This window comes from Verrucosispora sp. SN26_14.1 (assembly GCF_004307965.1).
GTDB lineage: Bacteria > Actinomycetota > Actinomycetes > Mycobacteriales > Micromonosporaceae > Micromonospora.
The window spans coordinates 12,475-26,398 of sequence record NZ_SISL01000015.1 but is presented as its reverse complement, the minus strand read 5'-3'; the positions used below and the strand labels follow the sequence as shown (position 1 = coordinate 26,398).

17 protein-coding genes are annotated in these 13,924 nt (G+C 68.2%); 11 read left to right on the top strand and 6 right to left on the bottom strand.

Going from position 1 to position 13,924, the window contains the following annotated elements:
- Nucleotides 1-13: 13 nt before the first annotated feature.
- Nucleotides 14-550: a hypothetical protein gene (locus EYA84_RS03255; protein ID WP_131051499.1), complete on the top strand. Its 537-nt coding sequence runs from the start codon at nt 14-16 to the stop codon at nt 548-550.
- Between the two features lie 49 nt (nt 551-599).
- On the opposite strand, the gene cpt is transcribed toward EYA84_RS03255, so the two are convergent.
- Nucleotides 600-1,127: a chloramphenicol phosphotransferase CPT gene (gene cpt / locus EYA84_RS03250; RefSeq protein WP_131051498.1), complete on the bottom strand. Its 528-nt coding sequence runs from the start codon at nt 1,125-1,127 to the stop codon at nt 600-602.
- A gap of 205 nt (nt 1,128-1,332) precedes the next feature.
- On the opposite strand from cpt, the gene EYA84_RS03245 reads away from it, so the two are divergent.
- Nucleotides 1,333-1,716 carry a helix-turn-helix domain-containing protein gene (locus tag EYA84_RS03245; protein WP_131051497.1) on the top strand — a complete coding sequence of 128 codons (384 nt, stop codon included), beginning with the start codon at nt 1,333-1,335 and terminating at the stop codon, nt 1,714-1,716.
- A 9-nt stretch (nt 1,717-1,725) separates the two neighbouring features.
- On the opposite strand, the gene EYA84_RS03240 is transcribed toward EYA84_RS03245, so the two are convergent.
- Nucleotides 1,726-2,112: a RidA family protein gene (locus EYA84_RS03240; protein WP_131051496.1), complete on the bottom strand. Its 387-nt coding sequence runs from the start codon at nt 2,110-2,112 to the stop codon at nt 1,726-1,728.
- A gap of 706 nt (nt 2,113-2,818) precedes the next feature.
- Here EYA84_RS03240 and EYA84_RS03235 point away from each other — a divergent pair.
- A complete protein-coding gene (locus EYA84_RS03235) occupies nt 2,819-3,358 on the top strand; it encodes a hypothetical protein (protein WP_131051495.1) in 540 nt (179 codons plus the stop codon).
- Between the two features lie 273 nt (nt 3,359-3,631).
- The gene (locus EYA84_RS03230; RefSeq protein ID WP_131051494.1) at nt 3,632-4,351 is read left to right on the top strand and encodes an alpha/beta fold hydrolase; all 720 of its coding nucleotides are present in this window, start codon (nt 3,632-3,634) and stop codon (nt 4,349-4,351) included.
- A gap of 69 nt (nt 4,352-4,420) precedes the next feature.
- Here EYA84_RS03230 and EYA84_RS03225 read toward each other — a convergent pair whose 3' ends face one another.
- The gene (locus EYA84_RS03225; protein ID WP_131051493.1) at nt 4,421-5,251 is read right to left on the bottom strand and encodes an RNA methyltransferase; all 831 of its coding nucleotides are present in this window, start codon (nt 5,249-5,251) and stop codon (nt 4,421-4,423) included.
- Nucleotides 5,252-5,341: 90 nt separating this feature from the next.
- Nucleotides 5,342-6,175: a phytanoyl-CoA dioxygenase family protein gene (locus EYA84_RS03220; RefSeq protein WP_131051492.1), complete on the bottom strand. Its 834-nt coding sequence runs from the start codon at nt 6,173-6,175 to the stop codon at nt 5,342-5,344.
- Nucleotides 6,176-6,441: 266 nt separating this feature from the next.
- Between EYA84_RS03220 and EYA84_RS03215 the strand changes: the two genes are divergently transcribed.
- Nucleotides 6,442-7,209, top strand: coding sequence for a trypsin-like serine protease (locus EYA84_RS03215; RefSeq protein WP_131051491.1), 768 nt, complete (start codon nt 6,442-6,444; stop codon nt 7,207-7,209).
- A gap of 115 nt (nt 7,210-7,324) precedes the next feature.
- On the opposite strand, the gene EYA84_RS03210 is transcribed toward EYA84_RS03215, so the two are convergent.
- Nucleotides 7,325-8,416 (bottom strand): YafY family protein, encoded by a 1,092-nt coding sequence (locus tag EYA84_RS03210; RefSeq protein WP_236145573.1) that lies wholly within the window; start codon nt 8,414-8,416, stop codon nt 7,325-7,327.
- Between the two features lie 15 nt (nt 8,417-8,431).
- Between EYA84_RS03210 and EYA84_RS03205 the strand changes: the two genes are divergently transcribed.
- On the top strand, nt 8,432-9,274 hold the full coding sequence (locus EYA84_RS03205) for an alpha/beta fold hydrolase (protein ID WP_236145572.1): 843 nt from the start codon (nt 8,432-8,434) through the stop codon (nt 9,272-9,274).
- Nucleotides 9,275-9,388: 114 nt separating this feature from the next.
- Here the strand turns inward: EYA84_RS03205 and EYA84_RS03200 are convergent, their stop codons facing one another.
- On the bottom strand, nt 9,389-9,829 hold the full coding sequence (locus EYA84_RS03200; RefSeq protein WP_131051489.1) for a hypothetical protein: 441 nt from the start codon (nt 9,827-9,829) through the stop codon (nt 9,389-9,391).
- 235 nt (nt 9,830-10,064) lie between these two features.
- Between EYA84_RS03200 and EYA84_RS03195 the strand changes: the two genes are divergently transcribed.
- From EYA84_RS03195 to EYA84_RS03175, 5 genes are all read left to right on the top strand, one after another.
- A complete protein-coding gene (locus EYA84_RS03195; RefSeq protein WP_131051488.1) occupies nt 10,065-10,511 on the top strand; it encodes a VOC family protein in 447 nt (148 codons plus the stop codon).
- A gap of 281 nt (nt 10,512-10,792) precedes the next feature.
- Complete coding sequence (locus EYA84_RS03190) at nt 10,793-11,563, top strand: DUF6585 family protein (RefSeq protein WP_131051487.1); 771 nt, start codon at nt 10,793-10,795, stop codon at nt 11,561-11,563.
- A gap of 320 nt (nt 11,564-11,883) precedes the next feature.
- Nucleotides 11,884-12,264: a PadR family transcriptional regulator gene (locus EYA84_RS03185; RefSeq protein WP_131051486.1), complete on the top strand. Its 381-nt coding sequence runs from the start codon at nt 11,884-11,886 to the stop codon at nt 12,262-12,264.
- Nucleotides 12,261-13,157: a hypothetical protein gene (locus EYA84_RS03180; RefSeq protein ID WP_131051485.1), complete on the top strand. Its 897-nt coding sequence runs from the start codon at nt 12,261-12,263 to the stop codon at nt 13,155-13,157. Before EYA84_RS03185 ends, EYA84_RS03180 begins: the two co-directional genes overlap by 4 nt.
- Nucleotides 13,158-13,333: 176 nt before the next feature.
- Nucleotides 13,334-13,861: a nuclease gene (locus EYA84_RS03175; RefSeq protein WP_236145570.1), complete on the top strand. Its 528-nt coding sequence runs from the start codon at nt 13,334-13,336 to the stop codon at nt 13,859-13,861.
- Nucleotides 13,862-13,924: the final 63 nt, after the last annotated feature.

The following is a 13,924-nucleotide window of genomic DNA, read 5'->3' as shown; positions in this document are numbered from 1 at the left end:
CCGTGGGAGATCGATGATCGCCGAACACGTCCGCGATGCGGCAGCCACCGCTGTCGTCTTCGGGTTCTTCGCCATGAGTTGGTTCGGCTGGGCACAGGAAGCACCTCCACCGCGCTGGCGCAAGCCACTCGTCGCCGCCTCGATCGCGGCCGTGCTCGTGCTGGTACTCGGAGCACTCGTGGCCTGGCGGCACTGGTCGGATGGCACGTCGTTCACCGCGGAGACCAGCCGCACCTTCGGCATCGTGGTCGGCATCGAATTCGGGCTCGCCGCGCTCGGTGCCGGCATCCTTGCCGCCGTACGCCGCCGCGACATCATCCCGGCCTGGATCGCGTTCGTCGTCGGCGTGCACCTGTTCCCGGTCGCCGCCCTGATCGGCTACCCGCTGATCCACGTGGTGGCGGCGTTGATCACGCTGGTCTCGCTCGCAGCCGTGCCGGTGGCCCGCAACCGTGCACTGCCGGTCAGCGCGGTCACCGGGCTCGGCACCGGCGGTGTGCTCCTCACGGCCGCCGTCTCCTCCCTGATCATCGCCCTGCTCGGCTACTGAACCGTGTCCCGCTCATAGGGCTCCACGGCGAGTCGGATACCGAGGACTACTACAGGCGCGCCACGATCTCGTGGGCACACCGGATCGACTCGGTATGCGTGGTGTCGACCTCCAGGTCGTACACCACGCCCCGGTGAACCACGTCAGCCTGCGCGACGGCCATCCCTCGAATCCGGTCGCCACGGGCGATCTCCCGGCCGGCGGCGACCTCCGCATCGCAGCGGACACCGACCCATCTCACGTCCAGGCCGTCGAGCACGGCCCGCCACCGCTGCTGAGATCCGGCGCCGCCGAGGAAGACGTCATCGATGATGACCCGGGCACCGGCGCCAGCAGTCGCGGCGACCCCGGCCATCCACGCCTCCTGGAACTGGTCGAACTCCGGCCCGACGATGACGGTGCCGTCTGCGGCAAGCTCGATACTCTCCGGCGAACGCCTGGTCGCGGGCATCGCCTCGATAAGCCGGTCGACCCCCGTGGCGAGCCACGGATCCGGCAGGATCGCCTGGAGACACCGGACGATCCCCGACTTCCCTGCGCTCGATCCGCCGTTGAGCACGGTCACCTGCGTGGGCATGAGCTCACGGTACGGTCCCGCACCTGCAGTGTCGCTGGATATCTGGGAGTGTCCGCACGCGCGCCGACCGCCTCGCCGCACTGGCCGCCCGCCCGATCAGCGTCGGGCGCGAACGGCTGCGGCAGTGGCGGCCGACAGGTCGACAGGGGCGCCCAGGAGTCAGAGTCCGGGCGCCCTTTCTCGGGGGTGAACTAGGGTGGGCCGGATGGGGAACAGACAGGAGGTCGGCGCGTTGCCGCCCGAGGCCGACCTGGCTCGGGCCGATTCGCTGGCGCGGGAGATCTTCTCGGACATCGCCAACAAGTGGTCTTTTCTCATCATCGAGTTCCTCGGCCTGCGGACCATGCGGTTCAACGAGCTACGCCGCGAGGTGGGCGGCATCAGCCACAAGGTGCTGGCGCAGAACCTTCGTACGTTGGAGCGCAACGGCCTGGTCGAGCGCACCGTGCACCCGACTGTGCCGCCCAGCGTCGACTACTCGCTGACCGAGGCCGGCCAGGCGCTACGCACAGTGGTCGACGGCATGTGCGACTGGACCCAGACATACCTGGGCCACATCGAGGACTCGCGCACACGCTTCCCGAATTGATCGGTGCGGTTAGTCGATCACGGCCGTCGCCTCGATCTCGACCAAGTGCTCGGGGACGTCCAAGGCCACGATGCCGAACAGCGACGCGGGCGCCTCGATGGTGACACCCAGCTTCACCGAGGCGCGGGCGATCCCGTCCAGCACCTGCGGCATGAGCTCGGGCTTCCAGTCGACCACGTGCATCGTCAGCTTGACCACGTCAGCGAACGTAGCCCCGACGCCGGCCAGCGCCGTGCCCACATTGAGGTAGCTCTCTTCGACCTGCGTGGCCAGATCGCCGCCTCCCCACGCGACCTGACCGGCGACGTGGACAAGTTTCGAACCCGTTGCCACCGACACCTGCTTGTAGATCGGGATCTCGGGCAACCCGGGTGGATCGATCAGGTGAACAGCCATGAACCGACCGTACGGGCAAGGAGCCAGGCCCGGAAGAGAGCACTTTGCCGAGCCCAGGGCACCTTTTGGTAACCGCGTCGTGCGGCGCTGCGACCGATCAACGCATCGCCGCGATTTCCAGCCACACGGGCCAACCGAAAGGCGTCCGGGACCCGCTTTGTCAGAGGTCTCGTTACCGCCTCGCCAAGGGCGACCCGTTCGGGCCGGGAAGCGACCTGTTCGCTTCGGACAGGCCATGGCGTCCGCGATGCTCTGGACGAGCTACAGCTCGTCGGGAACGTCCGCCGGGCACGGCCGGCGAACCGGCCAGGATCCCCGGGGGGCGAGTCGATCAAGGTGGTCGGGCAGTGTCACCTCGCTTCGACACAGCCGCTCACGCTCGGATGGTAGCAACGGTCCCGGCCGTACCCCGCAGGCACTTGCGGCGCTGGTCGCCTACGGCCGTCGCCAGTCCAACCGGCACACCCTGGCCCGGGCGATCGGTAGGGAGCCGGCCCTCGCGCAGTCGGCGTAGGGCATTCTCCGTTCGTCGTGCCAGACGACGGGCCGGACTTCAAGGTTTCACCGTCATGAGTGCGTCAGCAGACGGTGACGACGAAGTGCACGGATCTGCCGCTGAGCGGGCGCTTCGCTTTGGCCGCGAGCCGTCATCGATCTGAGACGAGACCGTGGTCGTAGATCGACGCAACGCTGCGATTGTCGGAGCATGGCTGTTCACGCGATGACGACGGCGCAGCGAACCGCCGCGTCGCTGACCGCCGCTCTGATGGTCCTGGCGGGATTGACGTCCTGCACACCCGCGATCAGAGCCGTCACCGGCCTGACCTCGGCCGCCGACGGCCGGCCGCTCGCGGCTCTGGCCTGGTGCGCGGACCGGCCGCCGGACGTCGTGGTCCTCCGCCTCGCAGGCGATCTGGCATCGCCGTCCCCGTCCGCCGCACCGGCTCCGTCGGTGAACTGGCCGGAGTGGTGGTACGACGTACCGCAGCGCGACGCGACCTCACCGGCCACCGTCGAGCTGACCGGCTTCCCGCCTTCGCCAGGCCCTGACCTGGGCACAGTCTTCCAAATGCGGGTTCTTACCAGGAACAACAGCTTCACCTCCCACGACGTGAGCTTCCGGCTTCCTGAACTGGCCGACCTGAGACCAGGATCGGTCCTGATCACCACTATCGTGGCCAACGAAGAGGTACAGAAGACCGTTTCCCTCGACGAGTTCGCACGCTTGGGAAGGAACGCGTGCTGAACTCCGGCACGCGGGCGGTCACGGGCACACCTCTCGGGGCGCTGTCGCTGACGTCCGGCTTGGCCGGCGGACGAACCTCGATGCAGCACCGCTCGACATCGACGCGGTCGTCGCTGTCGGCGAAGCCTACGGCGCACGTTTAGGTGCACGGCGATCTGGTATACGACGGCGTCCTTCATCTCCGACACCCCCACGGTCAGCGAGGGGTCCGGAGCTAACCGGCATGCCGACCACGGCAGACAGGACGCTTCACGTTATCGGGGAGGAACCTACATGAATGGTCGACCCAAGATCGTACTCGTCCACGGGGCGTGGGCCGACGGCTCCAGTTGGAGCGGCGTTATCGAGCGACTACAGGCCGACGGCTACCAGGTGACGGCCCCGCAGTTTCCACTGACGGCGCTGGCCGATGATGTCGGCCGGCTACGCCAAGTCCTGAACATGCAGGACGGCCCGACGATCGTGGCCGGACACTCGTACGGCGGCACCATCATGACTGCCCTGGGCACCGACGCACCGAACGTGGTCGGCTTGGCGTACATATCGGCGTTCGGACTCGACGAAGGCGAGTCTCTCGCCGCCTTGCAGTCGCAGGGCCCGACGCCACCGGCGCTGGCGCACCTGGTCACCGACAAGCAGGGCTTCGCGTGGCTATCGCAGGACGACTTCGTTAGGCACTTCGCCGCTGACGTGGACCCCATCAAGGCCAAGGTGATGCACGCAGTGCAGCAGCCCGTCGCCGCTTCCATCTTCTCCGAAGCTATGGGGGTGCCGGCCTGGAAGTCCCTGCCGTCCTGGTACCTGATCGGCACGCAGGACGAGGCGATCCCACCGGAGGCCCAGCGCATGTTCGCCAGCCGTATGGGCGCGACCAGTGTCGAGGTCCCCGCCAGTCATGTCTCGATGGTCTCTCACCCCGATGAAGCGGCAGGTCTCATCAAGACAGCAGCCGAATCCCGGACCGCCACGCCGGCAAACCACGTCCGCAGGTGACACGAGCTACCGCTCCCGTGTCGGCCTTCCTGGGCCGCTATCGTGGCTAGACGTTGTGGCCTGAGGACCCTACCGCCGGGCCACGGCGGCCCGCTGACGTGCCGATTCGTACAGCACGACAGTCGCGGCGGTCGCCGCGTTCAGGGAGCTGGCGGATCCGACCATGGGGATCCGGACGAGTTGGTCGCATGCCTCGCGCCAGCCGGAACTGAGGCCGGTGGTCTCGTTGCCGATCAACGCCAGGGTGGGTTGTGCGAAGTCGTACTCGGCGGCGTCCAGACTGCCGCGCTCATCGGTGCCGACGATGCTCATGCCGATGCCTTGGGCGCGGAGGTCCGCTACCCAGGAGAGAACGGCCTGGTGGGAGGGCACCCGGACCACGGGCACGGCGAACAGCGAGCCGGTGCTCGCCCGGACCGCCTTCGGGTCGTACACGTCGGCGGCGTGGCCGGTGACGATGACACCACCGGCGCCGAAGGCATCCGCCGACCGCACGAGGGTCCCGATGTTGCCGGGGCTGGTGGGCCGGTCGAACACGACGGTGAGCATGGTCGGACCGACCGGGACACGACGCAGGTCGTCCTCCGGCAACGCGACCACGGCCAGCAGCTCGGGAACAGTGTCTGCCTTGCCTCCCAACTCGTGCATCAGGTCCTGGGAGACGGCGAACGTGTCGGCCCGGACGGCGTCCAGGGTCTCGCGGGCCCAGCCGGACAGCTGAGCACTGCTGTCGTAGAGCAGCTCTCTGATCTGCCAGCCGTGTTCGACGGCCATGGTGATCGGGCGTACGCCCTGCACGAGGAACTCGCCACGCCGCTGCCGCTTGGTCCGATTACCGAGGAGAGCTTCCCACTGCTGGAACCGCGCGTTGCGGCCACTCACTCGCAGAACCACTGCCAACCCCGTCTCCGTACTCGCCCATACCCTGCCTGCCACCCGTCACCGGCCTCCGGCCTCCCGGGGTTACCGACAAGACCTTCGGCCAGGCGCTCAGGAACGCACGGAGCGAGTCGCCACGGCGCTGCGGTCGGTGCCGTCCCCGTCCGGACCGAGGGCATCCTGTCCGAGACCCCGACGGATCGCGATCTCTACGGGTGAGTATGCGCCATCGGCCCGCTCCAGCTCGTACGGCGCGGCTGGCATCAGCGGCGGTTGCGCCATGAAGCGGGGCCGCGTTCCGTGGTGCGGCTGCGCCGCGTGCACCAGGAACGGGTGGCACAGGAAGACATCACCCGGAGATCCGGTCGCGAGGGCGAGTGGCCGGTGCTCGGACGCCGCCACCAGGTCAGGCGCAAGAGCCAGTCCGCTCGCTCCGTCCTCCCCGTACTTCTCCAGCACCTTCGGCACGTCGAGGTGGGAGCCGACCCGGATCCGGGTCGGGGCGTCCGCCTCACCGACCTCACTGAACAGGAACAGCATCAGCAGTGCCCGCCCTTGGGAGCGCAGATTGGTGAAGTACCAACTCTCGCCCTCCGGCAGATAACTGCCCTCGATGTGCCAGCCCGCGTCGTCCGGCTCCTCCTCGTGCGGGAAGCGCAGCGGAAACGCGCCCAGCGAGTAACGCGGCTCCCAGCGTCCCGCACCGACGAGCAGGTCGTACGCGTGATGGAGGAACGGGGAGTTCGGAGCGGCGGCGAACGGCCCCTGCGCCAAGCCGGGCACCCAGTGCACGGGCTGCGTCCACGTCGCTGAATCGTCCGGGTCGCAACCCGTCTCCCGCCAGAGCAGCCGCGCGCAGTCCGCCGCGACACGCGGCGCGACGGCGCCCTCCAGCTTGACGAAGCCGTCCCGAAGAAAACGGGATACCAGGGTTTTGTCATCCATACCCCCATCGTGCGACGGCGCCGGCCCCGATCACCCGACACTTTCCGTACCTCTTGTGTCGGGTGCCCACCGGTGCGCCGAGGTCACCAGGATGGCTCCACCCCGACAGCCGTGGCGCGATGCGGAATGCCAGCTCAGTGGAGGTGCCGCTCGGGCGTTGCGCGATGCGCTCTCCGATCCGGCGCGCCGATTGCCGCCGGAATGCAACGAAGATGCCCTCGAGTTCCGTTCTACCTCCGTACCGGTAGATCTTCGAAGGGTGTCAGATGCGTGTGAAACGACTCCTGGTCGCCGTGGTGGCGGTGGCCGCCGTGCTGGTGTCGGCCGCCCCGGCCGCCGCCATCAGCGGCGGTGAACGGGCCGCGCCCGGTGAGTTCCCGTGGATGGTCCGGCTCCTGCCGGTGGGTTGCGGCGGAACCCTCATCCACCCGCAACTGGTGCTCACCGCCCAGCACTGCGTCGATGAACAGCCCGGCGACAGCTTCACCGTCGTCTCGGGCGCCGTCGACCTCAAGCACCCGCGCCGGACGACGACCCGATCCACCGCCCACATCGGCGGAACCGAGTGGTGGAATGGACCGGACTGGGCGGTGGTCAAGCTGGAGCGGCCACTGGACCTGCCCGCCCTGCGGCTGGCCACCGAGCCCCGACAGGTGCGGACGCTGACCGTGGCGGGCTGGGGCACGAAGAAGTCAGGCGACCCTCAGGAACGTTTTCTCCACAAGGTGAAGCTGCCGTTCCTGCCGGACGAGCAGTGCTTCGACGATCCCTGGTGGGATGAGCACCCCGAGTACCCGAGGTCGACGATCTGCGCGAAGTCGGTGAACCAGAAGAGTCACTGCGCCGGTGACTCCGGTGGGCCCGCCCTGCACCGTCTCCCCAACGGCATCTGGGAGCAGGTCGGCATCGTGAGCGCCGGTTCGGACTGTGACTGGGACAACGGAGAAGAGCCGACCCCCAACTACACCGACGTCGCCTACTTCAGCCAGAGCATCCAACGCGCCGCCGACCAATTGCTCTCACGCTCCAACTGATCACCACCCGGCAGAGGCAGCCCCACCGGACACGGCGCCGACACTCGCGTCGGCGCCGTGTCCGGATCACATCTGAGACCGAGTACGCGCGGGCCCCAGCCAGGGCACGCCACGCCTACCCGTATCGTCCGACGAGCGCGTTGCCGATCGAGGCCAGGTGGCCTCGTACGCCCGGAGGGCCGGTCACCTCGATCCATTCGACCAGCCCGGCCAACTCGCCAGCGAGGGTGTGTTCGTCGTTGCCGCGGATCACGACCTCGATGCGGCCGTCGGGCCTGGAACCTCCCACCTCGAGCCGACTGCCGAATCCGATCCGGAGCACGCCTATCCCTTGCGGCGTACACACTGCCTGCACTTCGAGAGGTGTCCGCCTGCGATCGACCTCGTCGGCGATCGCGCGCCAACTCTCGGCGAGGTCGAAGTCGTCGGGCCGGTGCACCGGGTCGCTGGTCGCAACGGCGGTGGACACACGGTCGATGCGGAAGGTCCGCCGACCGGCGTCGGTGTTGGCGACGAGATACCAGGAGGGGCCTTTGGCCACGATGCCCAGCGGGTGCACGGTGCGCTCGGTTGCAGTGCCGTCGCGGTCGACGTAGCCGAGCCGGACCTGGACGCCACGGATCACCGCGTCCTGGAGCGCGTCGAGGAAGCGAGGCGGTCGGGGCTCGACCCGGCTCCACCCCCATCGCTGCGGGTCCGTGACGAGCGACGACGCTGCCGCCTCGGCCTGCACCCGGAAGGGTTCCGGCAGAGCTCGGACGAGTTTGCGCAGCGCCGCCTTCACGGCCGGCGTCGCGGACGAAGCCGGGCCGGCGACCAGGAAGAGGGCGCGGGCCTCACCCGCGGTCAACCCGGACAGGTCGGTGCGGGCACCGCCCACGAGGCGCCAGCCGCCGCCCCGGCCCTGCACGGAGTACACCGGAACCCCGGCCACACCCAGGGCGTCGAGGTCGCGGCGGGCGGTGCGCTCGGATACCTCCAACTCCCGGGCTACCTCCGCTGCTGTCACCTGCTCGCGCCGTTGCAGCAGCAGGAGGATGGCCATCAACCGGTCGGCTCGCACCCCGCCGACACTTTCACGAAAACCGGTCAGGAGGTGACCGGTATCGGTCGGCAGGATGCCGGCATGACAAACGGTTTTCCCGAGCCCACCCGCATCGCCGTCAACGGGGTGGAACTCGAAGTCTTCGAAGTCGGCCGGCAGCACGCGGGGAACCCCGTCGTGCTCTGTCACGGCTGGCCGGAGCACGCCTTCTCCTGGCGCCATCAGATGCCCGCCCTGGCGGCAGCGGGCTACCACGTCATCGTCCCGAACCAACGAGGCTACGGAAACTCGTCCCGCCCGACCGACGTCACCGACTACGACATCACCCACCTGTCGGGTGACCTCGTCGCACTGCTCGATCACTACGGATACGCCGACGCCACCTTCGTCGGCCACGACTGGGGTGCCGCCGTCGTCTGGGGCCTGACCCTGTTGCATCCGAAGCGGGTCAACACGGTGATCAACCTGAGCCTGCCGTACCTCGAGCGAGGGGACAGGCCCTGGATCGAGGCCATGGAGGAGATGCTCGGAGGCGACTTCTACTTCGTCCACTTCAACCGGCAGCCGGGCGTCGCGGACGCCGTCTTCGAGGAGAACACGTTCCAGTTCCTGCGGAACCTGTACCGCAGGGACGTGCCCCTCACGGCGCCGCAGCCGGGCAACGCGATGATCAACCTCGCCAGGAGGAAAACCCCACCCGGCGAGCCCATCATGAGCGACAGCGAACTGGCCGTCTTCGTCTCCGCCTTCGAAGCAACCGGATTCACCGGCAGCGTCAACTGGTATCGAAACCTGGACCGCAACTGGCATCTGCTGGCGGACGTGGACCCGATCATCCGACAACCCACCCTCATGATCTACGGCGACCGCGACACGGTCGCGAGGTCGCAGAGACTGACAGATTTCGTGCCGAACGCCGACGTGGTCAGCCTCGATTGCGGTCACTGGATCCAACAGGAGAGGCCGGACGAGACAAACCAGGTGATCCTCGCGTGGCTGGACCAGCGGGATCCCGCCTAGCGCTTTCGCAGCAGATCCGCTGCTTCAGGTCGCATGAAGGATGTGCGGACCGTCGTCGCTGATCATCCTGCGGGCTGCCCGGGTCGGCGACGACCTGATCGACCCGGCAGTCGGTCAGCGGCGACCGGTGGCCAAGGCGACGAGGTATTGCCCGCCGCCCGCGTCGACACTCGCGGTCACCGGCAACCCGGGCACCAGCCGGGAGAACCGGTCGACCAGCCAGTCCGCCGCCTCCTGGGCATCCTTCCGGCTCGGACAGCGGGCGACCAACTCGCGGCCCCCCTTGCGTTCGAGTCGCTCGGCGACGGCGATGAGCGGTGCGGGCTCCACCACGTGCAGACGGTCCGGCCAGGCGATGACCACCTTGACCGCGCCCTTGCGAGTGTTACAGGCACGATGCGCGAGCCGCTCGGTGACCTTGGCCTTCTTGTCGGCGGTCCGGCTGTCGACGCTGGGACCGCGCGGGTCGTTCACCGACATGTGGGCGTCGACCACCTCGTCGCAGACCCAGCATCGCCAGTTGTCACGCCTCGCGACGTCATCGAGGAGACTCATCCGAGCAACCTAGCCTGCCAGCCCCCGGCTCGGCGTCGGGCGGTCAGAGCGAACGAAACGGTGCGGGCTGCTCCCGGAATGCAATGCCGTGATCCGGAGACCGACACGGTCCTGGACTTCGGCCTCCCCGAGTCATGGATGCATAAGGTGGCGACAGGCCCGGTGAATCGGCTCGGGTGCCGAGAACGCCGACCGGGGCAGAGGCGCGGTCGGCAGGGCGATTGGAGATCAGCTCATGTCATTTGTGCGGCGCTTCGACCACGTCGGCATCACCGTCGCGGATCTCGATGTGGCGTGCGCCTTCTTCGTGGCGCTCGGCCTGCAGGTCGAGGGTAGGACGTTCGTGGAGGGCGAATTCTTGGACACGGTCTGCGGCATTCCCGACTCCCGTACCGAGATCGTCATGCTGACGTCGCCCGACGGCGGCGCCCGCGTGGAGCTCTCAAGGTTCGTGCGGCCCGAGCCTGTAACGGGCTCGCCGACCGCCATGGCCAACGAGCTGGGACTGCGCAACGTGGCCTTCGAGGTCGATGACGTGTACGCCGTTGTCGAGTGGGCGGCGAATGAGGGTTACGGACTGGTCGGCGGCATCGGTGAGTACGAGGGAGCGTGGCGGATGGCCTACGTCCGAGGGCCGGAAGGGATCATCGTTTCCCTGGCCGAGCGGCTCGGTCAGTCCTGACACCCTGGACCTGCCGTGACGGGAGCACAGCGGGGGATCCACCCCCACGATGGCCCTCGAACCCGCAGGCTCCACTGTGATTACCTCCCGGCAATGCCCGTTCCTGCCGTGGCAGGGCGCGATGTCAGCGATAGCGGTCTGTCCACCGCCGGAGTCTCTCCGGCCAGCGTCGCTGTTGGTCAGTCTCCGGGACCGGTACTCCTCGGCCTCTCCAAGGACCTGCCAGGCGGCTTCGGCGTCTCCAGAACCTCGACGTGGCCTGGGCGCTCTAGCCTGAAAGCATGTCCGGCTTACCAGACTCGATAGGGGACGCCGCGCGGGAGATCGGATTCGGTCGGGTGGAGCGGGCCTTCCGGCCGACCTACTCGCTCAGCGTCAGTTCGACCTTGGCTTTCCTCGGGTTCGCAGTGATCTTCGGCTTCGCCACGACCGCAGTCACCGCCACGGTCGGGATCGTGGTCATGGGTGGTCTGACCGGTGCGGCCGTGCTGCTCGCCGGGTGGGGCGCGGTGGACACCCGGCGGCTGATCAGGCGCCGGTTCTACCTGTGCGAGGGCGGCCTGCTGGCCGCCGAGGACCACACCCGACTCACCCACGTGATCGCCTGGACCGACATCGCCGAGGTCTGGCGTTACCACCTTCGCATGTACAGCGAGAGCGGCGCGACGACGATGCACCGCTGTCGGTTGCGGCTCGCCGACGGCACCAGGATCAACCTGGAGAAGCCGCCGCTGGTCGACGGTGAGGACCTGGGTGAGCAGGTGGAGCGCCGTTCGGCCTCGGTTCGCCTCCCGCAGGTGCTCGCCGAACTGGAGTCGGCTGGACGCGTCGAGTTCGGACCGCTCACGGTGACCCCGGACGGGATCGCCTCGGCCGGCGGGTTTGCGTCCTTCTCCGACGTCGCCGTGGTTCGACTGCGTCGGGTTCGGCTCAAGATCTGGATCCGCGGCGCCGAGAAGCCAGTTTCGGTCCAGGTCCGCCGGGTGCCGAACCTGCGGGTGCTGTTGTTGCTCCTCGAACGCAACGGTCTACCGACCGAGATCAGTCGGTAACGGACAGCCGAGCACACGCGTCGGGGAAGCAGTGCGACAGGCATCCGGAACCCGCCCGAGCGCGGGCGACTTCACTGACGCGCTGCCACGACAACGACGATCCTCTGCGGTCGCATTCGATCAGCCCAGCGCGACCTCTGGGCCGTCGCCCGGGGGGCAACAGGACCAGCAAGTCCCTTCTCGATCGATTTGCATAGATGCTGTCATTGTCCGACGGTGACGCTCGACCGGCGGGCGTGGCGACGCACAGCTCGATCCAGCTCCAGTGGACGGTATGGTCACCCTAGCTGGATACTCATCTAGCTTGTATATTGAGCGTCATGCGATCTACTTCGCGTCCCGCGCTCCGAGAACCGTCGTATTTCGTCCTTGCTGCCCTGCTCGGTGGCCCGCTCCACGGTTATGCCGTGATCAAGCGGGTGACCGAGCTGTCCGACGAGCGGGTGACACTCGCTGCCGGCTCGCTGTATTCGGTGATCGACCGGCTGCTCGGCGAGGGACTCATCACCGCCGATGGTGAAGAGATCGTCAACGGGCGTGCCCGTCGCTACTACCGGCTCACCGACGAGGGCTACCACGTACTCGCCGAGGAAGCCGACCGGCTCGCCCGCGCCGCCCGGGTGGTCATGGACCGCCTGCCGCAAGGGGGTTCCCCCCAGGGGAGCGCCCGACCTTCTATCGGGAGGATCAGACCAGCATGAGTTCTGATGTTCTGGAGAAGCGCTACCGCGTGCTGCTGCGGGCGTACCCGGCCAGCTACCGCCGCGAACGTGCCGACGAGCTGATCGACACGTTGATCGGTGACGAACCGACCACCCGCCGCTGGCCCAGCGTCCGGGAGGCGGCCTCGCTGATCCGGGGCGCCCTCCGGGTACACGGCGGCAGCACCGCGGCGCGACCCACCGCCGTCCTGCTCTGGCAGGGCATCCATCTGGCCGCGATGGCGCTGCTGGCGCTGGGTGTGCTCATCGGCCTGGACGACATCGTCGAGGCGTTCCAGTTCGGCGGACTCTCGGACCCTCTGGCCGTCCTGCGGAATCAGGGCATCCACACGATCATGGTGGGCGCGGCCCTGGTGGCGCTCGTCGCGGGACGTACCCGCACCGCTGCCGTCCTGGTGGTGGCTGCGGCGGTGGTGCCGACCGCGATCTCCCAGTACCTGTTCCTCAACTCCCTGCCACAGTGGTGGGCGCCGGTTCTCGCCACGCCTCTGATCGTGGTGGGTCTGCGGCGTCCGGCGGACGTGCCGCCAGCACCCCGGGCCAACGCCGTTCTGGTCACCGCCGGGATCCTCGCCCTGCACCTGATCTCCGCCGGAGGCTTGCGCAGGGTCGACACGAGCGCACAGATCGTTGCCGCCGGCACGGTGATAGCCGGTGCGGCCGCCTTCCTGTGGGTGGCGACGGCCGACCAGCGCCTGTTGATCGCCGCCGCTCCCACCCTCCTGCTGGGCACGCTCCACCAACTGGGCAACGCCGGGCCGTCGGGCGAACTCCTGTACCGGCCGGACGCCCTGCCGTCCCTGGTCGTCGCGGTCCTCATGGCGATCGGCGCGGTCGCGTCGACCAGGTTGCGGCAGCGCACCCGCGCCTGACCGATCCCCGGGCGGTCCGGCCTCGGCCGGACCGCCCGGGCTGGTAGGCAATACCCTGACCATGAGCACAGTGTTCTCCGGCGCGTCACCGCGCGGGCTCGACCGGTCCGCGCTCGCTGTTCGACTTGAGAGGCACGTCTATGCCCGAAACACCGGAACCCGTCACATATCTCATCGTGGACGGGGAGAACATCGATGCCACGCTCGGCAACAGTGTTCTGGAACGCCGGCCGGCCCCCGCCGAGCGACCCCGGTGGGAGCGTCTGCGGGAGTTCGCGCGGGACACGTGGCAGCGGCCGGTGAAGGGACTGTTCTTCCTCAACGCCTCGGGTGGCGGTCTGCCGATGCCCTTCGTCCGGGCCCTCCTGAGCATGGAGTACCGGCCCATCCCGCTCGCGGGGTCGCCGGATCAGAAGGTGGTGGACATCGGCATCCAGCGGACGTTGGAGGCCATCGCCCGGCGCTCGGGCAATGTCATGCTGGCAAGCCATGACGGCGACTTCCTACCGCAGGTCGGCGAACTCCTGCAACGTGATCATCAGGTCGCGATCGTCGGATTCAAAGAGTTCCTCAACGCCGGCTTCGCCGACCTGCCGGGCCTGCAGATATTCGACATCGAAGAGGACGCGGGCTGCTTCACGAACGTGCTTCCGCGAGTGCGCATCATCGACCTCGAAAGCTTCGACCCCGAGCGCTTCCTGTAGGCCGGACCGCATCCAGGGACCGGCCGCAGGGGCGGCCGGCGCCGTACCCCTGGCTCGACCCTG

Bases quoted from the DNA above. Each gene is read 5' to 3' on its own strand.
- EYA84_RS03255 (WP_131051499.1), top strand. From the start codon at position 14: ATGATCGCCGAACACGTCCGCGATGCGGCAGCCACCGCTGTCGTCTTC.
- cpt (WP_131051498.1), bottom strand. From the start codon at position 1,127: ATGCCCACGCAGGTGACCGTGCTCAACGGCGGATCGAGCGCAGGGAAG.
- EYA84_RS03245 (WP_131051497.1), top strand. From the start codon at position 1,333: ATGGGGAACAGACAGGAGGTCGGCGCGTTGCCGCCCGAGGCCGACCTG.
- EYA84_RS03240 (WP_131051496.1), bottom strand. From the start codon at position 2,112: ATGGCTGTTCACCTGATCGATCCACCCGGGTTGCCCGAGATCCCGATC.
- EYA84_RS03235 (WP_131051495.1), top strand. From the start codon at position 2,819: ATGGCTGTTCACGCGATGACGACGGCGCAGCGAACCGCCGCGTCGCTG.
- EYA84_RS03230 (WP_131051494.1), top strand. From the start codon at position 3,632: ATGAATGGTCGACCCAAGATCGTACTCGTCCACGGGGCGTGGGCCGAC.
- EYA84_RS03220 (WP_131051492.1), bottom strand. From the start codon at position 6,175: ATGGATGACAAAACCCTGGTATCCCGTTTTCTTCGGGACGGCTTCGTC.
- EYA84_RS03215 (WP_131051491.1), top strand. From the start codon at position 6,442: ATGCGTGTGAAACGACTCCTGGTCGCCGTGGTGGCGGTGGCCGCCGTG.
- EYA84_RS03200 (WP_131051489.1), bottom strand. From the start codon at position 9,829: ATGAGTCTCCTCGATGACGTCGCGAGGCGTGACAACTGGCGATGCTGG.
- EYA84_RS03195 (WP_131051488.1), top strand. From the start codon at position 10,065: ATGTCATTTGTGCGGCGCTTCGACCACGTCGGCATCACCGTCGCGGAT.
- EYA84_RS03190 (WP_131051487.1), top strand. From the start codon at position 10,793: ATGTCCGGCTTACCAGACTCGATAGGGGACGCCGCGCGGGAGATCGGA.
- EYA84_RS03185 (WP_131051486.1), top strand. From the start codon at position 11,884: ATGCGATCTACTTCGCGTCCCGCGCTCCGAGAACCGTCGTATTTCGTC.
- EYA84_RS03180 (WP_131051485.1), top strand. From the start codon at position 12,261: ATGAGTTCTGATGTTCTGGAGAAGCGCTACCGCGTGCTGCTGCGGGCG.